Source organism: Nocardia sp. NPDC052112 (genome assembly GCF_040680135.1).
Taxonomy (GTDB): domain Bacteria; phylum Actinomycetota; class Actinomycetes; order Mycobacteriales; family Mycobacteriaceae; genus Nocardia.
Genome location: NZ_JBFAWD010000008.1, coordinates 318,590 through 341,008, shown reverse-complemented (window position 1 = coordinate 341,008; position 22,419 = coordinate 318,590). Strand labels below are relative to the sequence as shown.

The 22,419-nt window shown below is 65.4% G+C and carries 22 protein-coding genes; 6 read left to right on the top strand and 16 right to left on the bottom strand.

From position 1 onward, the window contains the following. The first annotated feature begins 80 nt into the window (after positions 1-80). A complete protein-coding gene (locus AB0L58_RS18805) occupies positions 81-1,238 on the top strand; it encodes an acyl-CoA dehydrogenase family protein (RefSeq protein WP_364388188.1) in 1,158 nt (385 codons plus the stop codon). A gap of 195 nt (positions 1,239-1,433) precedes the next feature. Here the strand turns inward: AB0L58_RS18805 and AB0L58_RS18800 are convergent, their stop codons facing one another. The 5 genes from AB0L58_RS18800 to AB0L58_RS18780 form a co-directional block, all read right to left on the bottom strand. Continuing rightward, positions 1,434-2,885 (bottom strand): wax ester/triacylglycerol synthase family O-acyltransferase, encoded by a 1,452-nt coding sequence (locus tag AB0L58_RS18800; protein WP_364388186.1) that lies wholly within the window; start codon positions 2,883-2,885, stop codon positions 1,434-1,436. Positions 2,886-3,142: 257 nt separating this feature from the next. After that, positions 3,143-4,027 (bottom strand): SDR family oxidoreductase, encoded by an 885-nt coding sequence (locus AB0L58_RS18795; protein ID WP_364388184.1) that lies wholly within the window; start codon positions 4,025-4,027, stop codon positions 3,143-3,145. A gap of 188 nt (positions 4,028-4,215) precedes the next feature. Beyond that, positions 4,216-4,362 (bottom strand): hypothetical protein, encoded by a 147-nt coding sequence (locus AB0L58_RS18790; RefSeq protein ID WP_364388182.1) that lies wholly within the window; start codon positions 4,360-4,362, stop codon positions 4,216-4,218. Between the two features lie 146 nt (positions 4,363-4,508). Beyond that, positions 4,509-5,747 carry an FAD-dependent oxidoreductase gene (locus tag AB0L58_RS18785; RefSeq protein ID WP_364388280.1) on the bottom strand — a complete coding sequence of 413 codons (1,239 nt, stop codon included), beginning with the start codon at positions 5,745-5,747 and terminating at the stop codon, positions 4,509-4,511. 579 nt (positions 5,748-6,326) lie between these two features. Continuing rightward, positions 6,327-6,467, bottom strand: a complete 141-nt coding sequence (locus AB0L58_RS18780; protein WP_364388180.1) for a hypothetical protein — start codon at positions 6,465-6,467, stop codon at positions 6,327-6,329. An 80-nt stretch (positions 6,468-6,547) separates the two neighbouring features. Between AB0L58_RS18780 and AB0L58_RS18775 the strand changes: the two genes are divergently transcribed. From AB0L58_RS18775 to AB0L58_RS18755, 5 genes are all read left to right on the top strand, one after another. Next, positions 6,548-7,204 carry a TetR/AcrR family transcriptional regulator gene (locus AB0L58_RS18775; protein ID WP_364388178.1) on the top strand — a complete coding sequence of 219 codons (657 nt, stop codon included), beginning with the start codon at positions 6,548-6,550 and terminating at the stop codon, positions 7,202-7,204. A gap of 71 nt (positions 7,205-7,275) precedes the next feature. Next, complete coding sequence (locus AB0L58_RS18770; RefSeq protein WP_364388176.1) at positions 7,276-8,421, top strand: phosphotransferase; 1,146 nt, start codon at positions 7,276-7,278, stop codon at positions 8,419-8,421. 187 nt (positions 8,422-8,608) lie between these two features. Beyond that, positions 8,609-9,340, top strand: coding sequence for a hypothetical protein (locus tag AB0L58_RS18765; RefSeq protein ID WP_364388174.1), 732 nt, complete (start codon positions 8,609-8,611; stop codon positions 9,338-9,340). Positions 9,341-10,094: 754 nt separating this feature from the next. Next, the gene (locus tag AB0L58_RS18760) at positions 10,095-10,541 is read left to right on the top strand and encodes a nuclear transport factor 2 family protein (RefSeq protein ID WP_364388172.1); all 447 of its coding nucleotides are present in this window, start codon (positions 10,095-10,097) and stop codon (positions 10,539-10,541) included. A 61-nt stretch (positions 10,542-10,602) separates the two neighbouring features. Continuing rightward, the gene (locus AB0L58_RS18755; protein ID WP_364388170.1) at positions 10,603-10,743 is read left to right on the top strand and encodes a hypothetical protein; all 141 of its coding nucleotides are present in this window, start codon (positions 10,603-10,605) and stop codon (positions 10,741-10,743) included. A 231-nt stretch (positions 10,744-10,974) separates the two neighbouring features. On the opposite strand, the gene AB0L58_RS18750 is transcribed toward AB0L58_RS18755, so the two are convergent. The 11 genes from AB0L58_RS18750 to AB0L58_RS18700 form a co-directional block, all read right to left on the bottom strand. Continuing rightward, positions 10,975-12,282 carry an FAD-dependent oxidoreductase gene (locus AB0L58_RS18750; RefSeq protein ID WP_364388168.1) on the bottom strand — a complete coding sequence of 436 codons (1,308 nt, stop codon included), beginning with the start codon at positions 12,280-12,282 and terminating at the stop codon, positions 10,975-10,977. Positions 12,283-12,296: 14 nt separating this feature from the next. Further along, on the bottom strand, positions 12,297-13,160 hold the full coding sequence (locus tag AB0L58_RS18745; protein ID WP_364388166.1) for an SDR family oxidoreductase: 864 nt from the start codon (positions 13,158-13,160) through the stop codon (positions 12,297-12,299). A 33-nt stretch (positions 13,161-13,193) separates the two neighbouring features. Continuing rightward, positions 13,194-14,354: an acyl-CoA dehydrogenase family protein gene (locus AB0L58_RS18740; RefSeq protein ID WP_364388164.1), complete on the bottom strand. Its 1,161-nt coding sequence runs from the start codon at positions 14,352-14,354 to the stop codon at positions 13,194-13,196. Positions 14,355-14,363: 9 nt separating this feature from the next. Beyond that, positions 14,364-15,140, bottom strand: a complete 777-nt coding sequence (locus AB0L58_RS18735) for an enoyl-CoA hydratase-related protein (RefSeq protein ID WP_364388162.1) — start codon at positions 15,138-15,140, stop codon at positions 14,364-14,366. Positions 15,141-15,240: 100 nt separating this feature from the next. Next, positions 15,241-16,434, bottom strand: coding sequence for an acetyl-CoA acetyltransferase (locus AB0L58_RS18730; protein ID WP_364388160.1), 1,194 nt, complete (start codon positions 16,432-16,434; stop codon positions 15,241-15,243). Further along, positions 16,431-17,792 (bottom strand): OB-fold domain-containing protein, encoded by a 1,362-nt coding sequence (locus AB0L58_RS18725; protein ID WP_364388278.1) that lies wholly within the window; start codon positions 17,790-17,792, stop codon positions 16,431-16,433. Before AB0L58_RS18725 ends, AB0L58_RS18730 begins: the two co-directional genes overlap by 4 nt. Before the next feature lie 2 nt (positions 17,793-17,794). After that, the gene (locus tag AB0L58_RS18720) at positions 17,795-18,991 is read right to left on the bottom strand and encodes an acetyl-CoA C-acetyltransferase (RefSeq protein ID WP_364388158.1); all 1,197 of its coding nucleotides are present in this window, start codon (positions 18,989-18,991) and stop codon (positions 17,795-17,797) included. Between the two features lie 57 nt (positions 18,992-19,048). Next, positions 19,049-20,305 (bottom strand): acetyl-CoA hydrolase/transferase C-terminal domain-containing protein, encoded by a 1,257-nt coding sequence (locus AB0L58_RS18715; RefSeq protein ID WP_364388156.1) that lies wholly within the window; start codon positions 20,303-20,305, stop codon positions 19,049-19,051. A gap of 1 nt (position 20,306) precedes the next feature. Next, complete coding sequence (locus AB0L58_RS18710; RefSeq protein ID WP_174415249.1) at positions 20,307-20,549, bottom strand: hypothetical protein; 243 nt, start codon at positions 20,547-20,549, stop codon at positions 20,307-20,309. An 11-nt stretch (positions 20,550-20,560) separates the two neighbouring features. Next, positions 20,561-21,073, bottom strand: coding sequence for an aromatic-ring-hydroxylating dioxygenase subunit beta (locus AB0L58_RS18705; protein ID WP_364388275.1), 513 nt, complete (start codon positions 21,071-21,073; stop codon positions 20,561-20,563). 23 nt (positions 21,074-21,096) lie between these two features. Further along, the gene (locus tag AB0L58_RS18700) at positions 21,097-22,332 is read right to left on the bottom strand and encodes an aromatic ring-hydroxylating dioxygenase subunit alpha (protein ID WP_364388273.1); all 1,236 of its coding nucleotides are present in this window, start codon (positions 22,330-22,332) and stop codon (positions 21,097-21,099) included. Positions 22,333-22,419: the final 87 nt, after the last annotated feature.

Genomic DNA, 22,419 nt, shown 5'->3' with positions numbered 1-22,419 from the left:
ATGAGCGAGCGCAGCGAGCGAACAATAGACACAGCCGAGCACTCGCTCGTGACGGCGTCGAGCGTTAGCGAGACGGCGGCATGAGCGAGCTGTCCGCCGAGGAACAGCAGGTAGTGGCGACGGTGCGCGAATGGGTCGACCGCGAGGTCCGACCCGTCGCTCGCGACCTCGAACACGCCAACGAGTACCCGGAAAAGCTGATCGAGCAGATGAAACAGCTCGGTATCTACGGCCTGGCCATCCCGGAACCCTATGGCGAGGCACCGGTTTCGATGCCGTGCTATGTCGGTGTCACCGAGGAGCTGGCCCGCGGTTGGATGAGCTTGGCCGGCGCGATGGGCGGCCACACGGTCGTCTCCAAGCTCATCCTCACCTTCGGCACCCAGGAACAGAAGCAGCGATACCTGCCCAAGATGGCCACCGGCGAGATCCGGGCCACCATGGCCCTCACCGAGCCAGGCGGCGGCTCCGATCTGCAGGCCATGACCACCGTCGCCAAACGCGATGCGGACGGTTACACGATCAACGGCGCGAAGACGTGGATCAGCAATGCTCGCAGGTCGCAGTTGATCGCGCTGCTCTGTAAGACCGATCCGGCCGCCGAACCCCGCCACCGCGGCATCAGCATCCTGCTCGTCGAACACGGGCCCGGCCTGACGGTTTCGCGCGATCTGCCCAAGCTCGGCTACAAGGGCGTCGAGAGCTGTGAGCTGGTCTTCGACGACTACCGCGCGCCCGCCGACGCCGTACTCGGCGGAGTCGAGGGCAAGGGCTTCGGTCAAATGATGAAGGGCCTGGAAACCGGCCGCATCCAAGTCGCCTCGCGTGCCCTTGGCGTTGCTCAGGCCGCCTTCGACGATGCCTTCGCCTACGCCCAGCAGCGTGAGAGCTTCGGCGTGCCGATCTGGCAGCACCAGGCCATCGGCACCTACCTGGCCGAGATGGCCACCAAGCTCACCGCCGCACGGCAATTGGTCCTGCACGCGGCAAACAAATTCGACGCGGGCGAGCGTTGCGATATGGAAGCGGGCATGGCCAAGTACTACGCCTCTGAAATCGCCATGGAAATCGCGCTCAACGCGGTGCGCATTCACGGCGGTTACGGCTATTCGACCGAGTACGACGTCGAGCGGTATTTCCGCGACGCACCCCTGATGATCGTGGGCGAGGGCACGAACGAGATTCAGCGCAACGTCATTACGTCGCAGCTCGTTGCCCGCGGCGGCCTCACACGGTAGCTCCGAGAAAACGAAGCGGCCGGTGCCTGCGACTCCCCGTCGCCCGCACCGGCCGCTTTCGTTTCGGCATCTCGACGCGACGGCTGGGCCTGTGCCGTTGTGAGTCGGGGAGAGGCACCGTGGTGCCACCCCTCGGATACGGGATGAGTGCGGGCGAACCGAACAGCTCGCCCGCACCACACTTCGCAACAGGCCCTAGGTGGAAGTCTCGTCCGGTACAACGGATCCGGGCGAAGGTTCGATGCCGAGCCCCTGCTCGATCTCCTCCAGTGCCTCGCCCGTGTACACGGCCAGCCGCTGCACATGCGGCAGCGATCTACTGCACGCCGTGAAACTGATGACAGTTTTCCCGGCGTAACTCGACATGGTCACATTCAGCGCCTGCCCGTGAAACAGCACCGACGGGCCGTATATCTCCTCTACCGGCGCGCCGTCGAAGTACAGCTGCTCGGCAGGGCCGGGCACGTTCGAAATGACCAGATTCGCGGCGGGGCGGCCGAACCCGCCGAGACCGAGCAGCAGCAGCGCCATCTGCGGGCCCGACAGCAGCATCGTGAACGGTATGACCGCGGACGGCGGCAGCGCCTGGTGAAAACCTTTGGCCGCCAGTGTGGCTCGGTGCACTGCTCGCAATCGCCGGACCGGGTCGGCGATGTCGGCGTGCAACCGCGCGAAGACGAAGCCCAGCGCATTACCCATCGACGCCGAGTTCAATTCACGCAGGTTCACCGGAATCTGTCCGACGATCGGACCGTCCGGCACCGCGTCCAATTCCCCCAGGTACCGCTGCAACGCTGCGCCGAACGCCGTTAGGAAGACATCGTTGATGGTGACATTGCCTGCTTTCGCCACCCGTTTGAAACGCGCCAGCTCGTAGTGCTGGGTCGCGAACCTGCGCTGGTTGCAGATCCGATGATTGAGGAGGGTGGTCGCGGACTGGAACGGGCGAGTCAGACCGCCTGTCCGATCCTTGTGCACGGCCACGGCCATATCCGCCAGCGCCCGCACGGCCACTGCCGTGGAACCCACTGCGCGACATAGTTTTCCGACCGCGCCGAGCCTTCCCCACGCCGATGCCGCGGTCGCGGCCGTTTGGGTGGCGATAGGCTGCCGAGCGGGTGCGTTACCGCGGATACCCGCACTCCACGGCGGCAGCAGGCCGCGGGCATCCGGATCGGTTGTGAAGACCCGCCCGATGAGGCGCGCGGTGGCGACGCCATCGAGCTGCCCGTGGTGAAACTTGAGGTAGATCGCGAACCGGCCGCGTTCGAGCCCCTCGATCACGTGGCACTCCCACAGCGGCCTGCGCCGGTCCAGCGGAAGCGAGTGCAGGTGCGAGATAAGTATTCCCAACTCCCGCTCCCCACCCGGGGCAGGCAACGCGATGTGGCGCAGGTGGTAGTCGAGATCGATATCTTCGTCCGGCACGCTGTCCCAGCATGGGATCGGCCTATTGCGCAGCACGGCGTTGAAGGGGGCCGCGAAGGTCTCGTTCTTCCGCCACTGCGCGACCAGATCTCGCACGTAGGTCGGGGGCGCGCCCTCCGGCGGTGACAGGATGGTCAGCGGTCCGAAATGCGCAGGCGCATCACTCCTTTCCACGAAGAACCACGCGGCATCAAAGAGGTTCAGAAAGGTTTTCGTCATCTACCTGTTCTCAATCGACTGGAACGGACGGATGGCGTTCGTCATTGAATGCCCCTGCTGCGAAACCGTGGACTCGAGCCCCAGATCCCCCAACAGAATCTAATGTACATTAGAATCTCTGGATTCATACGATGATTGCCGAGCATGTGGCGTGCTACACAGCAACCGGCGCGATCGGACGACGCGACACGATCAGTGAGCACGAAAAAGGGTGGCCCCTATGGGACCACCCTTTTCGCTGACCGACCGCACCGAATTCAGCCGCGCGCCCCTCGTGCCGAGGTGGACTTCGGCGCCTTCGGCGCACCATTGATCCGGGCGTCGTAGCCGCTGCGAGCCGACTTGTCGACTGTCAGGAAGGTCTTGTCGGCGTCGAGCATATGGTTCATGAAATCGCGGAGCCTGCGCCCGAATACCGGCTGCATCCGTGCCACCGGCCCGAGAATTCCCGGCAGATAGACATCCGGCTTACGCGCCGCGATCGCGCCGACGATGCCCTCGGCAACCTCTTCGGGCTCGAGATTGCGCACGAACTTCGTTCCGGCCGTACCCGCGATCAACTCGGTATTGGTAAACGACGGCAGGACACAGGTGAACGACACACCGGACTTCGCGAATTCCACGCGCGCCGTCTCCGTCATCGAGATCACCGCCGCCTTACTGGCGCCGTAGCTCAGACCACCGGGAATCGGTGCGGTGCCTGCCATGGAGGACACATTGACAATGTGCCCCCGGCCGCGCGAAATCATGCCGGGCAGCGCCACTCGCATCCCGATCATGGGTCCGGCCACATTGATATCGAGCACCCGCTTCGACAGCGACGTCGACTCCTCGAGGAAGGGGCCGATCGGCATGATGCCCGCGTTGTTGATCAAGATGTCGAGCGGACCGAAGCGCTCCTGCGCCTTGGCGAGAAACGCGACGAACGACTGTTCGTCGGTGATGTCGACCCGTACGGCCTCGACATCCGGCCCGATCTCGCCCGCCGCCCGCGCGACGGCGTCGCCGTCGATATCACCGATCACGACCTTGGCGCCGCGCCGATGCAGCGCCTTCGCGGTCGCCAGGCCGATTCCCCGTGCCGCGCCGGTGATGGCCACCACACGATCTTCGATCCGGCGAGTCAGATGCGATTCCTTCATTCCCTGCCTACTTCGTTGGAGGTCGTCGGCCGCGAGTCCGACGGTTCGAGTTGCACCGCGCCGCGCCGGCACATTGTTTCCGCCGTCGCAGTCGGCCGACCCTAAGTCATTATATTGGAAGATAGATTAAATTCTAGCCCCAGATCGTCGCGATCGGCCGAAGCCGAACACCTTGTCGAGCTCCCGCCTCAGGCATACCGCCAGAGATCGCGGCTCGGCAATAGCCGCAGCCCGCGGCGCACCTTCCGGTCCACCAGCACGCGATAGCCGCGCCGGATCATGGCAGCGGCGAAATGACGAGCTTCCGCCGTCGTGGCCGGGTACTCGAGCCGCATCTCCCCCACCACGCAGTCGAACCGTATCTCGACGCGAAGGAGTTGCTGACATACCCGAGTCACCGTCTGTCCGTCGCCCATACCCCTGCCCCCTGTCCTGCCAGGGGCACTCGGCGTGGGTCAGACCACACGGCGCCTGATGCGGGTCATGAACTCGAAACCGCGCTGGTCCGGCGGGCGGCGGCGAAGGCGAGGGCTGCTTCCCAGCTCGCCTTCTTCATGAGCAGGCCGCGATATTTCATGATGACGCTCTGCCCGTTGAGGGTGAGCGCTCCCGCGAGCCGATCGCCCTCGCGATACAGCGCGACCCAGCGCCCGTCGACGTCCGGATCCCCATCGACGACCTGAACCTCGTCGGCAGTCGGCACACCCACGAACTGGATCCGGCTGTCGTACCAATCGGACCAGAAATACGGCACCGTCTGGTAGGGCTTGGCGGCCTCGGGCTCGAGCGCATTGCGCGCGGCGAGTGCCCCCTGTTCGGCCGCGCTGGTCCAGTGCTCGAGCCGCATCAACCGGTCGAACAGCGGGTTGTGCCACCGTGCGACGTCGCCCGCGGCGTAAACCCCGTCGACACCGGTCCATAGCCTCTCATCGCACACCACGCCGTTGTCCAGACGCAGCCCGGAACCCTCCAGCCAACCGGTCACCGGAATGGCGCCGATGCCAACGACCACCAAGTCGGCTTCGATCGCCGTGCCGTCGCTCAGCAGTACGCGCTCGACGCGGCCATCTCCCTCCAGCCCGGTCACACCGACACCGCAACGCAATGGGGTGCCGTTACGCTCGTGCAGCGCGGCACAGGCCGCGCCCATGCGCTCGCCCACCGCCCGGACCAGCGGCGTGGGCAGCGCCTCGAGAATGGTGACCTCCAGGCCGCGTGTGCGTGCGCCCGCAGCCACCTCCGAACCGATGAAACCAGCGCCCACGACCACGGTGCGCGCGCCGGCATCCAGGGCGGTTCGGATCGCGATCGCGTCATCGAGGGTCCGCAGCGTGTGGACGCCGCTCAAGCCCTCCGACCCGGGCAGCGTGCGCGCGTCGGCACCGGTCACGATCACGAGGGCGTCGTATGCGATGGCGCGGTCGCCGACCAGGACGCGTTTGCCTTCGGTGTCCAAACCTGTTGCCGGCGTTCCGAGTACGAGTTCGACACCGAGTTCGTCACGCAGGACGTCTTCGGTCCGGAAGACGGTCGACGCCGGCCCCTCGCCGTCGGGCAGTTGCTCCAGGTATGCCTTGGACAGCGGCGGCCGGTCATACGGCAGATGCTCTTCGGCGCCGATGAGCGTGATGCCGCCCTCGAAGCCCGCTTTGCGGGCAGCTTCCACCGCCCGCAACCCGGCGAGGGACGCTCCGACCACGACGAGGTTCTCCTGGGACAACTCGCTCACCTTCCCGCTCGATGCGACTTTAATTGAGATTAAATTAGAATATCGGCACCCGTCAACAGGTAGCCGATGACCGGTGCCCCGGTCCGGAGAACACGAAGGGACCGTTCACCCGAAACGGCCCCGGCCAAGCAGCTGTTGTTCCGGCCCGCGACTCGCTGTGCCGAGCTCGGACCGATCCGTTCGATCCACGACGAGGACGTCCTGGACGGGCACGCTTACCGTTGCCGGTGAACGCCTGTCCATCGAGACCGAGTCATCCGCGATATTCGGAGTCGAGGATCGATCGTGGGACATCCGCTCCGTGTCCGCAATCGCCGGGACCGCGCTCGACCTGCCCCAGGTGCTCTTCCTTTGGGCCCCTCTGCATTTCGAAGACTGCGCACTGCACGGGCTGGTATTCGAAGACTGCGCACGGGCGGCCCTGGGCGGAGACCGCGGCTGCCCTCCAGGTCATCGACCAGGACCTCCCGACCTGGGGGCCCGATTGCCGGATCGAACACCTCCGATCGATGCGACATCGGATCGATCGGGCTCCGGGACTACGGCGTAGCCGGCGCGCCGTCCTCGAATTCACTCGGGCTTCAGGAGCATTCGAGCGTCGAACTCGACACCATGGACCCGAGCTGTCGGCACATCCAGCAGGTCGTCCGCGCCCGGTGAGGTGACCGGACCGGACTCGGCGTCCTCGAGCAGGCAGTCATCGGCCCACATGGACCGAGCGGGTTCACCGATCACAGCGACGGCGGGCCGCATGCCGACCGCAGGTAAGCGCCTGGCCTAGACTCGCCTCGGTGGCGAAATTATCGAATCAGAGTTCGAAAGACGAGTCGACCGCGAGACCGGTGAATGGCAGGGGACGCCGACGCCGCGCCGACGTGCTGAACGCCTTGACCGAACTGCTGCACTCCCAACGCCTGGCCGACATCGAAGTGCAGGATATCGCGCACCAAGCGGGCATCAGCCGCTCGAACTTCTACTTCTACTTCCCGACCAAGGGAGCGGCGGTCGCCGCGCTGATAGCCGATATCCAGCACAACCTGCGGGCGGTTGCGGTGGACTGGTACGGCAGAGACGATCTGCCCGATGACGAGCGGATTCGCCGCGGAATGCGCGCAACTGTCGAGTACTGGCGCGCGCACGCGCGACTGATCGCGGCGATGTTCGAAGCGACGCGGGAAGACGCCGAGGTTCGCGGGATCTGGGAGGAGACGATCGACGGGCTCACCGCAGGTGCGAGCGAGCGTATCGCTCGCGACAACAACACGTTCACAGGTTTCGGGCCGCCAGCTCTCGCCACCGTACTCGTGGACATGACAGCACGTGCGATGGAACGCGATGTCACCGCGATTGTCGACTCGGGCGAGCCCATCCCCGAGACCGAAGCAGCGCTGGTTCACGTGTGGCTGTCCAGCACCGCTCGAATCCAGCCGGATTCGACGCGCGTCTAATTTTTTCTATACAAGAGTAGAAAATCTCGTTACGCTACGTGTGACCCCCAACACGAACGCGAGGTTCCCTGATGCGTGCAACGCTCTCTGCGACCAAAGACATACTCCTCGGGCTCTCCCCATGGGTGCCCGACCAGTCCGGCTACGGACTCGATTCCCTTACGCCAACGGAGCTGACAACGGCACTGGCCGGCGGCGTACCCGGGGCGCATATCGAGTCCTTGCGAGTCGAGATCGACTCACGCGGCACAACTGATCGGGCACGTCTGCATCTGGATTGGAACGAGGCGGGCCGCCGTGCCGGATTGCCGCCGTCAGCGTTCGCGAAGGGCACCTCGAGTCAGCTCGCCCCACGGCTCATCGTCTCCGGATTCGGCTGCCACACTTACGAATCGCGCTTTTTCACCCAGATTCAGCCGAGCGTGGCGGATCTGACGATCGCACCGTTCGTCAGTCGAGCCGGAATCGGCGGCCGCTACGTGATCGCATTCGAAGACCTCGCCCTCCGCGGCGATGTCACCTTCTACAACGCCGACGACGAGGCATCCAAAGAACACGCCGAAGGCGTCATCGACCTGTTGGCCGAGCTGCACGGCCGCTTCTGGCGATCCCCACGCTTCCAGACCGATCTGTCCTGGCTCGAGACCTACTCCCGCAGGCCGGGATACCCGTTCATGCAGCGCTTCTTCACCTGGAGCGAGAAGCGCTTCATGAAGCAGGACCGCGTAGTACCCGACCCCGTCCGGCGACTCACCAAGAACTACGTGCAGAATCAGCCGGCGCTGGTCAAGGTCTGGGAATCAATGCCACAGACCCTCTGCCACGGCGACTGCCACCTCGGCAACACCTTCTCCAACCCCGACGGCACCGCCGGCATCTACGACTGGCAGGTCTTCCACAAGATGAACGGCCTGCGTGACTTCGCGTACTTCATGATGCACTCCATCCCTACCGAACTGCGCCGCACGGAAGAGCACAACCTACTGAGCCGGTATCTGCACGGCTTAGCCGAAGCCGGCGCAGGCAGCGAGGCGCCGGATTTCGCCGAAGCATACGACGCCTATCGGCTGCTCACCATCGACGGCTGGATCGCCATCGTCTTCACCCTCGCGGCCGGGAGCATGCAGCCCGACGACCGCATGGAAGTCACCGCGAAACGCGCCATCAACACCCTTCTCGACCTCGACGTCGAGAAAGCCATCGCAGCGGCGCTGTGATCGCTCGCATCACATTCGGACCGCCCGAAAATCCGATGGTGTAGACCTCACTGTCAGAGCTGGCCGAGCAGGGTTGACGCTCCTAAATATTTAATTTAGATTTGATTTAATAGTCGCAACCGGGGAGGCAGGGCCTCTCCATCCGCGGGCCCCCGACGCCCGAACCGCGCCCGTCAGGAGCCCTCATATGCCCACCGATACGAAGCAGCGCATCCTCAACGCTTGTTCGATTACCGGACTGGTAACACTTATTGTCACCCTGCTCGGCTGGCTGGTTGCCGGTGTGCTCCCACTACCGCTCGGGCCGTCGCACAGCACTCGAAGCGTGGTCGACTTCTACTCCGACGGCGGCGCATTGCGAATGGTCGGCCTCGTTGTCGCCCAGCTCGGAATCGCCTTCACGATCCCGCTGGTCACCGTGATCACCATCCATCTCCTGCGCGTGGAGGGCCGGATTCCCATTCTGGCGTTCGTGCAGATGGTCGCAGGCACTGTGGCGGCGATGTTGCTCATTCTTCCGATGATGTTGTTCGCGATTATCGCCTTCCGCCCCGATGCCCTCGAACCAGGCACTATCCGGTTCATGAACGACCTGGCTTGGCTGCTCTTTCTCACGCCGATCGCGCCGTTCATGATTCAGAACATCTCCATCGGCGTTTGCATTCTCACCAATCAGCAGACCGTATTTCCGCGCTGGGTCGGGTACGCCAACTTCTGGATCGCGCTCTCTTTCGTCCCCGACGTCCTGGCGTATTTCTTCTATTCGGGCCCCCTGGCCTGGAACGGCGTCGTCATCTTCTGGTTGGCTCTGACGACATACGCGATCTTCCTGGTGATGATGTCGTTGATGACAATGCGCGCCAACCGAGAGTTGGTCGCCTCTTCGTCAGCCACCGTCTCGAACGCCGTACCAGCGTGAATTCGGACGAATCCATCGAGCAGGGTTGGCGAGAGCTGCCCACGCCGTGGCCTGCCGCCTTCGAGTGGATCGGCCGCACGGTCGGAGGCGAGGTGGTTTCGGCCACGCGCCAGGCACGGTGGCGGCCCGCCTGGTTCGTCGACGTCCTGATGCACGACGGCACGACACGCGCGCTCTATCTGCGTTGTCAGCGCGAGGAGAACATGCCGTGGACCCAGAAGCTGTCCCTCGAGCGGGAGTACCGGATCATGCTCGTGCTGCAAGAGCACGGAGTAGAGATCCCCAGGGTGCTCGGCTTCTGCCCGGAACCCGAGGGGATTCTGATGGAAGCGGTGGCCGGCCGAGACAGGTTCGGCCCCGACGACGCACCTGAGATCCGCGACCAGGTCCTCGACGAGTACATCGAGGACCTGACCCGCGGCGGCCCTGGAGGAGCGCGACCGGGCCGACGAAGCGGTCCTGCTCGGGCGTCGCCCCGCCGACTGGCGGGAGGCGGATCAGCTGATCGAGGAGTTGGTCCGGAACGCGGGTTCGGAACGCGATGCCGAGCTCGTACGCTTTCTGCACCGACGCGTACGCCGCCAACAGGCTGCGTTGGACCCGGCGATGCGCGATGTGCGCGGTTTTACCGTGCAGCGGCTCGACTGGGGCGGACTCGCCGGCGGGAGCGCGATTGACGCGAGTCCTCGCACAAGCCCCAACCGCCGCGACCACGGCGCATAAATTATCAGTTGTCTGAGCTGGGAGTTGATCGATGCCTACGCCCCACCCCACCGATCCGGAGTTTCGCGAGGCCTACGGCCGTGCATGGAGCGCCCCCGATCCAGCCTCCTTGGTCGCGTTCTTCGCGCCGGACGGTACATACAGCGATGTGGCTCGGTCCGACGAGTACACCGGACACCCCGCGATCGCACGTTTTCACGGATTCATGCTGCGGTTCGCCCCGGACTCGGTGATCGAGTTCGACACGTGCCACGCGAGCGCCGGCCGAATCTATGCGGAATGGATTTGGTATGGAACATTCAGCGGCTCACTGCAACTTCCGAACGGCACCCTGGCCGACGCGAATGGCCGGGAGTTCCGGGTGCCGGGCATAGCCGCGTGTACATACCGCCAGGACGGGAAGCTGACCAGTCACCGGGACTTCTGGGATTTCGCCACAGTGCTGCATCAGGCGGGGGTGCCGATCGGGGCTCGGTAAGCCTTCTCGACTCCGAGGCGGCTGCGGACGACATCGTGTGCGCGAGTCGTTGAATACCAGCATGCGCGGGGTCGCCCTGACTTACGCCTTCGACCAGCGCGATCCCACCATCGACCCGCACCTGAACGATTGGACGATGTTCGCCGTCGAAGAACTGGTGCGGGCGCCTCGGGGATCAGCGGGAAGCGAACATCCGGCTTAGTGCGATCGCGACCACCGGTGAGTAGAGGAAGAAGTCGACTATCACCCCGGATACTGCCTGGTGCACGGATTCATGCAATAACGTGAATAGGCCGTGGGCGCTTGGTTTACGCCGCCCACGGCCTATTCGGTTACGCCACGATCGGATGGTGGTTGGATTGGTCCGACCGCGGCCGTCTCGGTATGCGCTGCCCGCCGGGTCGCGGCGCGGACCAGCGCGTCGAGTCGGGTATCAGGCCGTCGTGACCGGGAACTGGTCGCGGATCTTGTCCACCACGATCTTGGCGGTTTCCGCGCACGCGGTAGTTCCGCCGTTGCCGTACTCCTTCACCGCGTCACCCACATTCCACAGATTCGGAATCGGTGTGACATTCGGCAGATCGAAGCCGGCGACCGCGCGCTGGGGCGGCCAGCCGTCGCGAGTGACGTTGATCGACAGGATTCGCGCCTCGTCGAAGCCGGGGACCTGATCGCGCAGATCATCCAGCAGCAACTGGGTTTCGGCTTCCTCGTCGAAATCGCCGACGGCCGGCTTGGGCACTGCGGTTCCCTGGTAGAGATGCCAGCCATCCGGAGCCATCTCCGGGCAGATGTCGGTGAAGTTGGCGACGTAGCAGAGCCGGCGAGTCTGGGCGAAGCTGGTCATGCCGGGGGCCTTCACCAGCGGGCGCTGACTCGCGAAGTTCACCGAGATCATGGCACATGGCCGGTTGGCCTTGTCGACCTGCGCGACATAGTCGGCGGGCAGATTCTCCCGGCCGACCAGATCCAGGGTGGCGAACGGCCCGATGTCGCTGACGGTGAAACGCGCTGTCACTTCGACGGTTTCGTCACCACGTGCGATCACCGCTCCGGTGATCCGGCCGTCGGTCAGCGTCAGCGAGGTCACCTCGCTGTCGAGCCAGACCGCGCCGCCGTTGCCCTCGACCACATCGGCGAGTGACTTCCACATGCCGATGGTGCCGTCAGGGCAGTACCCGAACTTCTTGAAGGCGCTCTTGCGGGTGAAGTAGGTGAGGAATACCCGCGCTGGCAGCTCCTCGGAGCCGACCGCGAACACCGAACCGCACATATTGCGGAAGATGCCGTGTACCGACTCGTTTTTCGTGTACTTGGCCACCCAGTCCGCGGTGGACAGCTCGTCCTCGGGCATACCGCTGTCGTTGCGGGCCGCTCCGAGTCCCTGGACCAGTTTCGCGCCCTGGCGGGTGAGCTTGGACAGCAGGAAGCCCCAGCCGCCGCCGGTGACGTCGACATCCTTGCCGCCGATGCGGTACAGGATGGGCGGTTCCGGCTTGCGGACGTCGAATTTCGCGCCGACCTCGTCGAAGGTCTCCTCGGTGATGCCGCCGAGTTCGATGACGATGGCGCCGTTGTTCACCTTGAAGCCATCGATGTCATCGGTGGAGGCCCGGCCGCCGACCTTGTCCAGTCGCTCGACGACAAGTGTCGTGTAGCCCAGGTGCGACAAGCGTGCGGCTGCGAGCAATCCGCCCGCGCCGGCACCGATTACCAGTGCGTCCCAATTGTTTTCGGTCATGTTCAGTCCTCGATTCAGCCGAGCGGGTTGGCGCCGGGCTCCGCACCCGACATATCGGTGATCTGGCTCCACTGCGCCGCGACCTCGTCGATGCTCGGCGGGGTGGCGAAGACGGCGCCCTTGTTCTGGAACTGCTGCACCCGGTACACCTGGCCGCCGCCGGCGACGACAACCGTTGCGGTGTCAGTGCATTCGTCGCTCATCAGGTAGCCGACGACGCCGGCGACGTGCGCGGGCGGCAGCTTGTCGAGCATCTCCTTGGGCGCGATGTCCTCGGTCATGCGAGTGGCGGCCAGCGGCGCGATGGCATTGGCGAGGATGTTGTTGCGGCCGCCCTCGATCGCGAGGGTGTTGATCAGACCGACGAGACCGAGTTTCGCGGCGCCGTAGTTGGCCTGGCCGAAGTTGCCGAAGAGTCCGCTGGTGGACGCGGCGACCACGATGCGGCCGTGGTTCTGCTCACGGAAGTAGGGCCAGGCGGCGCGGGTGACGTGGTAACCGCCCCACAGATGCACCTTCTGTACGGATTCCCAGTTGTCAGCGGTCATCTTCGCGAAGGAACCATCCCGCAGGATGCCCGCGTTGTGGATGACGCCGTGCACGGTGCCGAAGTTGTCGACGGCGGTTTCGATCAGATTTGCCGCGCCCTCTTCGGTGGCGATGTTGTCATAGTTGGCAACGGCGGTGCCGCCGGCGTCGCGGATCTCCTGCACCACGGCGTCGGCCATCGAGGTGCCGGAGCCGGAGCCGTCCCGAGCGCCACCGAGGTCGTTCACCACAACCTGGGCGCCCTCCTTGGCCAGCAGCAGCGCGTATTCGCGGCCGAGGCCGCCACCGGCTCCGGTGACGACGATGACACGATCGATTACTCCGGGCATTAGTGTTGTCTCCCTTGACTTTCCAGAGTTGATTCAGTACGACGCGGGCAGCTTCAGGCTGGTCTGCGCGACGAAGTTGAGGACCATTTCCCGGCTCACCGGCGCGGTCTTGAGCAGACGCGCGGAGAACCAGAGTTCGGCCAGGCCGTATTCGAGGGACAGGCCGTTGCCGCCGTGGGTCTGGATGGCTTGATCCAGTGCCTTCAGCGATGCGTCGGCCGCGGCGAATTTGGCGATATTGGCGGCTTCGGCTGCGGGCTTCCCGGTGTCGAACAGTTCGGCGGCACGATAGGCCGCCATGCGAGCGAGTTCGACCGCGATGTGCGCCTCGGCGAGTGGATGCGAGATGCCTTGGTGCGCGCCGATCGGCACCGACCACACCTTGCGGTTCTGGGCATAGGACACCGCCTTGGAGACCGCGTAGCGGCCGATACCGGTGCTGATGCCCGAGGCAAGAATGCGCTCCGGATTCAGTCCGGCGAACACCTGGCGCAGCCCGTTGCCCGCTGCACCGATCAATGCCTCCGGGCCGACGCGGACTTCGTCGAAGAACACGGTGAACTGGTGATCGGGCGAAACCACCGCGGTCGGCAGCGGCTGCAGCGTCAGACCGGGTGTGCCGGTGGGCACGACGAACATCGACAGCGGCGAGCGCGAGGTACCTACGAACTCCGGGTCACGAGTGATCAACAGGATCGCTTCGCACTCATCGATGGCCGAGATGAAGTACTTGCCGCCGGAGATCACCCAGTCGTCGCCGTCGCGGCGCGCGGTGGTGCTGACGTTGTGGCTGTTGGAACCGGCGTCGGGTTCGGTCAGACCGAAGGCCATTTTGCGGCTGCCATCAGCCAGGCCCGGCAGCCATTCGGACTTCATCCGCTCCGAGCCGTGCGCGGCCAGGATCGAACCACAGATCGCGGGTGAGACGACTGCGAGGAGCAGCGGAAAACCTTGCGCGGCAAGCTCTTCGACGACGATGAGCATTTCCGACAGCCCCGCGCCACCGCCGCCGTACTCCTCGGGCAGATGCACGCCGAGCAGACCAGCCTGACCGAGATCGCGCCACAGCTCGTCGACCTTGGCTCCCGAGCGGGAACGTTCCAGAAAGTACTCCTGGCCGTACTTGGCGGCCAGCTTGGCAACGCTTTCGCGCAGCAGTGCCCGTTCGTCGGTATCGATGATGAAGGCAGACAACGGTTTATCTCACTTTCCGGTGAAGGTCGGCTGCTGTTTGGCGAGGAAGCTCTCGATGGCACCGGTCGCATCGGCCGTATGGGCGATGCGACGCAGGGCCGCGGTCTCCTCCGACAGCGCGTGGTCGAGGGTGGTGGTCCAGGAGTTGTGCAGCAACCTGCGCATCTCGCCGTAGCCGCGGGTCGCGCCGGCGGCGAGCCTGCGCACCGTCGCCTCGGCTTCGGCCGCGAGCTGGTCAGCGGGGACGACACGATTGATCAGACCCCAGTCGACCGCGGTGTCGGCGTCGATGACCCGGTCTTCGAACAGCATTTCACTCGCCCGCCGGATGCCGATGAATTTCGGCAGATACCAGGTGTTTCCGGAGTCCGCGGTAATACCGATGCGCCCGAAACCGGTGGCGAACTTGGTCCCGGTGGCGGCGATCGTGATGTCGGCCGGGTACAGGAACCCCAGCGCCCCACCCGCGCACGCCCCGTGTACCGCCGTGACGATCGGCACGTTCACCCGAGCCAGCAACCGGATCGCCTCGTGCATGAGCAGCGCCATCCGGGTGAGTGTGTCCGGCAGGTCCGCCGCTCCGTCGGAGAACGCGCCGATATCACCGCCGACGCTGAAGACCGGACCGTTCCCGGTGATCAATACCGCCCGCAGATTGTTGTCATTGGAGATCCTGGTCGCCGCCTCGAGCAGCGCCTCCCCCGCCGCCTTGTCGAGGGCATTGCGCGCTTCGGGCCGATCCAGCCTGACATAGGCGATGTCGTCGACGACCTGGTACGAGATCAACGTCGCACCTCCTTTTCGAATTTAATGTAAATTAGGAAATATCCTTTGGTCAAGCCCTACGCAGCAGAACCCGGCCGGTGAGGAAGTTTCGGCTACCGCTTCAGCCCAGCTCAGAGCCGACAACGGCGACAAACGAGACGCAGGCGCCCGGACGACCACCGAGGTTGTGAGTCAGGGCCATCCGCGGATTCGCGATCTGACGTTCACCCGCCTTGCCGCGGAATTGCAGCCAGCATTCGTAGAGCATGCGCAGGCCACTGGCACCGACCGGGTGGCCGAAGGATTTGAGACCGCCGTCCGGATTGACCGGCAACCTGCCGTCCAGGTCGAAATCTCCCGCGACGCTGTCTTTCCATGCCTGTCCGCGATCGGCGAAGCCGAGATCCTCCATGAGGACGAGCTCGGTGGGCGTGAAGCAGTCGTGGACCTCGGCGAAGGAGATCTCGGATCGGGGGTCGGTGACACCGGCCTGGGTGTAGGCATCGTTCGCGCTGGCCACCACCTCGGGAAAGGTCGTGAAATCGTAGTCCGGATCAACCGCCCCGCGGCCCGGTCCAGCGGTGAGCGAGAGCCCTTTTACGTACAGGGGTGTGTCGGTGTAGTTCGGGGCGTCCTCGGCGCGGACGAGCACCGCGCAGGCCGCGCCGTCGGAGACACCGGAGCAGTCGAAGATGCCCAGGCGTCCCGCGACCAGCGGGGCACCGGCGATCTTCTGCTTCGCGACCTCGGATCGAAACTGCGCCTTGGGGTTCAGCGCGCCGTTGTGGTGATTCTTCCAGGCGACGTGCGTCATGGCCGCTCGCATGAGAGCGGGATCCACGCCGTACTTGGCGCAGTAGGCCGGATCCAGCAGCGAGAAGGCGGCCGGTGCCGTCAGGGACAGCTCCGATGCCGTGCCATCGCTGGGCGGATCGCCACGCAGCAGACCCGAGAAGCCCGAGTCCTTGAGCTTTTCCACACCGATGGCGACGACGCGGTCGTAGGCGCCCGATGCGACGGCGTAGCAGGCGTTGCGGAAGGCTTCGGAGCCGCTCGCGCAATAGTTCTCCACCCGGGTGACCGGTGTGTTCTGCAGGCCGAGCGGCTTGCTCACAGTCAGGCCGCTCTGCCCGGTACCGAGTGTGCCGAGCCAATAGGCGTCGATATCGGCGCGGTCGAGTGTCGGGTTGCCGTCGAAGCAGTCGGCCATGGCCTCGACCAGCAGATCGTCGGCGGAGCTTTCCCAACGCTCGCCGAACCGGGTGCAGCCCATGGCGACGATGGCGACCTTATCGCGGATTCCATTGCTGCTCATAGCAGTTGCGCCTTCCAGAAGTAGTTGTGCACACCCTCGGCGCTGTGCAGGCGGCGGAAGGTGGTGCGGACGCGGGAGCCGACAGCCAGCCGGTCCGCCGCACCGTCGGCGACCTCGAGTGCGTAGCGGCCACCGTCGTCGAAGTCGACGACCGCCTCCACCACCGGCGGGGCGGGTGAGTAAGCGAGCCGGTCGACGGTGAAGGTCGTGACCGTGCCCTCGCGATGAGCCATGGACACCTCGGTCATGGCGTCGATCGCACCGCAGCGCTTACAGATCCGGGCCGGCGGCAGATGCACCAGTCCACAGGAACCACAGGCACTGCCGGTGAATGCGAACTTCCATCGGGCGGCACGGGCCGACGGCGGCGCGGCCACCCGATCGGGTTCCGGGCGGCGCGGTGGTTCCAGGTCCAGGAGGCCACGCCAGTTCAGGTACGTCGTATACGGCACCGGCGTACCCTGCTCGAATTGCGCTGCTACCGGAGTCGACTGTCGTGCTCGCACTATGCGCTCGGTGGCCCGGAGTACGAGGGCGTCGCAACCGTCGGCCGCCGAGATCACGAGCACTGTCTCACCGGGTTCGGCCTGGTCCAAAGTGGTGGCCAAGGCGAGTCCGATGTCGGCGGTGCCCGCATGGCCGATGGGTGAGTTTCGGGTGGACAGTTTCCCCACCACGGCCGTCGCGGCACGTTTGGCGAGCGTGCGGTTGGGCGAGACCAGGACGACATGATCCGCCTCGTCGAGCCCTGCCTCGGCCAGGGCGTCCGCGGCCGCGCGGCGCACCAGCGGCAGGTACTGCTCGATGCCGAAACGCTCCTCCCACTGCTCTCCCGTCGCCGCCCGCGGATCGCGCCATCGGTCGAGGAATTCAGTGGTCAGCGCGGATCTGGCAACAATTTCGGCGATCGGCTCGGTCCCGAAGAGGAACGCCGCGGCGCCGTCGCCCCCGCCCCGCTCATCGGCGGATCCGGGGCGGCCGATACGCATATCGGCCAACACCGCGAGCCCACCGGCACTCGCGGCCGCGAGCAGCGCCGCGATGCCGCTGCGGGCGGAACCGGCCAGATCCGCGGCGAAAGTATCGGCGGGAAGGCCGAGTGCCGCGTGGATGGCAGTCGCGTTCGCTTTGTCGGCATAGGCCGGTGTAGTGGTCGCGAAATACAGCCCGCTGGGTGCGATGCCGGGGGTGAGCGCGGCCGCGGCGGCCGCGACGCCCATCGTGGTGCTGTCCTCGTCGAAGCAAGCCGCGACACGAACACCCTGGCCCGCGTTGGTGTTCAGAGTCTTGCCGATATCGGCGAGTGATACCCGGTGGGCGGGCAGGTAGGTGCCGTAAGAGGTGATTCCGTAGTTGATCATCAGGGCGCCTCGAACAGCGCCGCCATGCCCTGACCGCCGCCGATGCACATCGACTCCAGGGCGTATCGTCCACCGCGCCTGCGCAATTCGTGCAGCATGGTGGTGAGGATGCGAACGCCGGTGGCGCCGATGGGGTGGCCGAGTGAGATACCCGAGCCGTTGACGTTGAGCCGATCGTGGTCGTCGAAACCCCAGCCCTTCAGCACCGCGAGTACCTGGACGGCGAAGGCTTCGTTGAGTTCGACGAGATCGATGTCGTCGAAGGTACGGCCGGTGCGCTGGAGGAGTTTCGCCACGGCGGGCACCGGTCCGATGCCCATTTCGGCGGGTTCGCAGCCCACGGCCGACCAGCCGACCAGGAATCCGAGTGGTTCGAGGCCGAGTTCATCGAGCTTGTCCTCGGCGACGATCAGGCAGGCCGCCGCGGCGTCGTTCTGCTGGCTCGAATTGCCCGCGGTCACGGTGCCGTCGCGCATGATCGTGCGAAGCCGACCGAGGGATTCCGGAGTCGAGTCGGCGCGAATGCCTTCGTCACGGACGAACTCGATCGGATCGCCCTTACGTTGCGGCACCGAGACCGGCACCACCTCGTCGGCGAACTTGCCCGATTCCCAAGCGGCCGCGGCCTTGTGGTGACTGCGAGCCGCGAACTCGTCAGCGGCGTCGCGGGTGATGGAATACCGCTGGGCCAGGTTCTCGGCGGTCTCGATCATGCCGCTGATGTGACCGAAGCGCTCGACCGGCTGGGAGCGTTCCCGGCCGCGGTCGAGACGGTCGTAGAACGCGACATTGCCCGACCGTGCGCCCCAGCGCATGTCCTGGGTGTAGTACTCGATATTGCTCATGCTCTCGACACCGCCCGCGAGCACAACATCGGCTGCTCCGGTCTGCACCATCATCGCGGCGGTCACGACGGCATGCAGGCCGCCGCCGCAGCGGCGATCGGTCTGGAAGCCGGGCACCTCGATGGGCAGGCCTGCCGCGAGTGCGGCCCAGCGACCGATGCAGGGTGCTTCGGAATTGGTGTAGGACTGCGCGAACGAGACATCGTCGATACGCGCCGGATCGATGCCGGAGCGCTCGACGACCGCCTTGATGATGTGGGCGGCCAGGTCCTCGGCGGGGACGGGGCGCAGTGTGCCGCCGAAGGTTCCGACGGGGGTGCGCAGCGGACTGACGATCGCCGCTCTCTTCATGATTCCACCTCGATGCTGAGTATTACTGTGCCGCTATAGTTTTCGGACGGTTCGGAGTCACCAGGTACTTGCCGCCGCGCGCAAGACAGCACGCTGGTCGGGGTGTGCGATGGCGAGCATCCGTTCGCGCCGCTCGGACAGCGGCAGACCGCGCAGGTCGGCGATGCCGAATTCGGTGACCACGATGCCCGCATCACTGCGTGCGATGCTGACCGGCCCGGACAGCCGGTCCACGATCCGGCTGCGCGAGCCAGCCATGGCCGGCAGGGCGATGATCGGCAGGCCACCGTCGGACCGCGCCGCCGCACGCAGGAATTCCCCGCCGCCGCCGACCGCGCCGACATATCGGCCGCCGGCGACCTCGGCATTGACCTGGCCGCTCAGATCGACCTCGATGGCCGAGTTGATCGCCACGAAACGATGTTGCGCCGCAAGGCGTTCGGGATCGTGGGTGTAGGTGATCGGCCGCAGCGATACCGCAGGGTTGCAGTGCACGTGCTCGAACAATCGCCGCGTGCCTATCAGCACCGCCGCAACGGCGACGCCACGGTCGGTGGTCTTACGGGCATTGGTCACCACGCCCTTGTCGATCAGTTCGACCGCCGCATCGGTGAGAATGCCGGAGTGGATGCCGAGGTCGTTGCGCGCACCGAGTGCGCCGAGCACCGCCTCGGGTACCGAGCCAATCCCGAACTGCAAGGTGGCGCCGTCGGGCACGATGCTCGCGACATGCGCGCCGATGGCCGTCATCTCGGGTGTCGACGGGGCGGCAGGACTCTCCGCCACCGGGCGTGAGGTCCGGATGACGATATCGATGTCACGGTCGGTCAGGTGCCGGGCGCCAGGGGTGGCGGGCACCTGATCGTTCACCTCGGCGACCACGATCCGCGCGCTGTCGATGGCAGCGGTGAGGTAGTCGTCGGCCAACCCGAGGCTGTAGCGTCCCCTGGCGTCCGGCGGTGCACACTGCACCAGAACCACGCCGGCACGCGAGACGAATTCCGGCAGCGTCGAGTAGGAGCCGGGGTACACCTCGAGCGCCCCGGCCGCGGCCAGCGCCCGATTGCTGCCCGTACCGCAGTAGCTGACGAACCGAATATGGTCGGCATGCTCGGGTTTCACCGTCTCGACGGCGGGGATGCCGATGAAACAGGTGATGCCGCCGAGGTCTGCCCGCTGTTCGAGCAGACGCTCGGTCAGCGTCACCGGTTCCGCGCACGACTGACCCCAGACCACGAAATCGCCAGGGCGGATGACGGCACGGAAATCGAGGTCCGGCGCGGAAACCGCGCGCGGCGGCATGGCATCAGGCATATCAGTCCTCCCGCCAGCGGTCAGCGGACGGGTCGAGCAGACGTTCCATATGTCCCTCGGCCAGCCACACGATCGTTTCCAATTCGAGGGCGTCCAGGAAACGGACGCGGCCGGACTTCAAGTCCTCCAGCCGTAACCGTGGACCGTTCGCGGTCTCGTCGATGCCGACCCGTACCGAGGCGAATTCACTGTGCACGATGCCGAATTCACGGCCGGTGCCACCATCCGATCCTGGCCTGTCCATCTGTCGACCCCTCAGATCAGGAAGCCCATGCTGGGCACGGCTTCCGCGCTGTTGACGAGCACCACGGTCTTGCGGACCAGCTTCAGCTGACCGTCCACCCGCCGCAGCACGTACGTATAGCGGCCCGCCCACGTGTGAATGCCGCGCGGTTTCGACTCGTAGAGAACGAAATTGGCGCCCACCGTGATGTCGTCACCCTCGACGCCGAGCAGTTCGACGTTCGAGATCGTGCGGCGCAGATTCGACGGCGGCGACTGCGCGTACCGCTTACCGGTACGCAGCTGCTGCAGCCGGGTGGAAATGCGGCGGCGGTTGTCGTACATGATCGACACGTGCCGCTCCGGGTCGTACCTGCCGCCGTCGACCGGCACCCAGTACAGGGCGTCCTCGGTCCACAGCGCCTCCCACGAGTCGTAGTCGTGTTCATCGGCGAAGCGGGCCTCGCGGTAGATGAACTGCTCGAGCTCGCGCAGATCGATATCTGTCAGGGCGGGCCCACCCGTCACCCGGCCACCACCCCTCATCGAATCGCTTCGCGATACCGAATTCATTTTGCCTCCATCAGAGTCTTGTAGTGCTGCCAGAAGGCACGCATGGCGGTCTCGTCGGTCGCGCCGCCGATGCGGAAACCGTTGTCGTCCAACGATTCCCGGGCCACGCCGCGGCGCAGGTCGAGCCATTCGGGCAGCAGTTGCGCCACGCCGACCTGATTGCGTTCGTACATCTCGGTGTCGTCGGCCAGCAGCATGCCGGCCGGGCCGACCGAACCGATGGACTGCGACAGCATTCGCTTGTTCAGCTCATCCGCACCGTCCAACTGCACCGAGGTGGAGAACTGGATGCACTCGTTCGCCGACAGCGGCTGAATGTTGAAAACCTGGATCTCGGCGATGAACAGGTTGGGGAAGATCATGACGTGCGGCGCGCCCTCGATCATGATCTCCTCGGCCGCTTCGCCGTGTACCTCCCGCATTTTCGCCACATACTCCGGCACCCGGTCCGCGGTGGTGCCGAACCAGCGCATTGGCTCGGCGAACTTGCGGAACTCGGGCCGCAGATCGTTCTCGCTGTGCCCATTGCCCAGCGCGCGCGTGACGGCGGTGGAGGCGTCGCTGTAGAGCGGGCCGATGGTGGAACCGGTCACCGAGAAGATGGAGCCATGCACGAACTGCGGGTGGTAGCCGTCGGTTTCGTTCTCCGCCAACAACTTCCAGTTGGCATGCGTGCGGTGCCTGAGCCAGCCGTTATCCAGGCGCACCGTGCCGGTCGGCGAGAGCCGCGCCAGCCGGTCGATTTCACCGGCGGCCGCGCCGAGATGCTCCAGCAGTGGCGGGACGTCGGGGTTGAAGCTGCCGAACACGAAGCCGTGATAGCTCTCCACCCGCGGCACCACACCGAGTCCGAGGTTCAGTTTGCCCTTGCCGCCATAACCCTTGTTGTAGGGGTAGCCGAGCATGTCGCCGGTGTTGCTGTAGGTCCAGCCGTGATACGGGCAGCGGAAGGAGCTGGAATTGCCGCTCTGTTCATCGCACACCAGGTTGCCGCGGTGCGCGCACCGGTTGGTGACCAGATGCACCTCACCGGCGCGGTCGCGGGTCATGATGATGTCCTGCGGACCGATGTTCTTGCGCACGTAGTCGTTCGGCTGCGGCACCTCGGACTCGTGCCCGACGAACACCCAGCCGCCATACCAGATGCGTTCCAGTTCGTCGGCGAATACGGCCGGATCGGTGTAGAGCGAGCCGTGCACCCGCTCTGACTGAATGAACCGCGAATAGTCCACTCGCGGTGCTTGTTTCGCGACCGCGCCGGTTTCGCCGGCCGCGCCCGGATCGCAGATCGAATGATCGCCCGGTTCGCGCGCGGCGTC

Excerpts from the sequence above, each read along its gene's own strand:
- AB0L58_RS18745 (WP_364388166.1), bottom strand. The coding sequence starts at position 13,160 with ATGCCCGGAGTAATCGATCGTGTCATCGTCGTCACCGGAGCCGGTGGC.
- AB0L58_RS18800 (WP_364388186.1), bottom strand. The coding sequence starts at position 2,885 with ATGACGAAAACCTTTCTGAACCTCTTTGATGCCGCGTGGTTCTTCGTG.
- AB0L58_RS18730 (WP_364388160.1), bottom strand. The coding sequence starts at position 16,434 with ATGAGCAGCAATGGAATCCGCGATAAGGTCGCCATCGTCGCCATGGGC.
- AB0L58_RS18765 (WP_364388174.1), top strand. The coding sequence starts at position 8,609 with ATGCCCACCGATACGAAGCAGCGCATCCTCAACGCTTGTTCGATTACC.
- AB0L58_RS18795 (WP_364388184.1), bottom strand. The coding sequence starts at position 4,027 with ATGAAGGAATCGCATCTGACTCGCCGGATCGAAGATCGTGTGGTGGCC.
- AB0L58_RS18760 (WP_364388172.1), top strand. The coding sequence starts at position 10,095 with ATGCCTACGCCCCACCCCACCGATCCGGAGTTTCGCGAGGCCTACGGC.
- AB0L58_RS18755 (WP_364388170.1), top strand. The coding sequence starts at position 10,603 with ATGCGCGGGGTCGCCCTGACTTACGCCTTCGACCAGCGCGATCCCACC.
- AB0L58_RS18710 (WP_174415249.1), bottom strand. The coding sequence starts at position 20,549 with ATGGACAGGCCAGGATCGGATGGTGGCACCGGCCGTGAATTCGGCATC.
- AB0L58_RS18770 (WP_364388176.1), top strand. The coding sequence starts at position 7,276 with ATGCGTGCAACGCTCTCTGCGACCAAAGACATACTCCTCGGGCTCTCC.
- AB0L58_RS18790 (WP_364388182.1), bottom strand. The coding sequence starts at position 4,362 with ATGCGGCTCGAGTACCCGGCCACGACGGCGGAAGCTCGTCATTTCGCC.
- AB0L58_RS18750 (WP_364388168.1), bottom strand. The coding sequence starts at position 12,282 with ATGACCGAAAACAATTGGGACGCACTGGTAATCGGTGCCGGCGCGGGC.
- AB0L58_RS18705 (WP_364388275.1), bottom strand. The coding sequence starts at position 21,073 with ATGAGGGGTGGTGGCCGGGTGACGGGTGGGCCCGCCCTGACAGATATC.
- AB0L58_RS18780 (WP_364388180.1), bottom strand. The coding sequence starts at position 6,467 with ATGTGGGCCGATGACTGCCTGCTCGAGGACGCCGAGTCCGGTCCGGTC.
- AB0L58_RS18715 (WP_364388156.1), bottom strand. The coding sequence starts at position 20,305 with ATGCCTGATGCCATGCCGCCGCGCGCGGTTTCCGCGCCGGACCTCGAT.
- AB0L58_RS18805 (WP_364388188.1), top strand. The coding sequence starts at position 81 with ATGAGCGAGCTGTCCGCCGAGGAACAGCAGGTAGTGGCGACGGTGCGC.
- AB0L58_RS18720 (WP_364388158.1), bottom strand. The coding sequence starts at position 18,991 with ATGAAGAGAGCGGCGATCGTCAGTCCGCTGCGCACCCCCGTCGGAACC.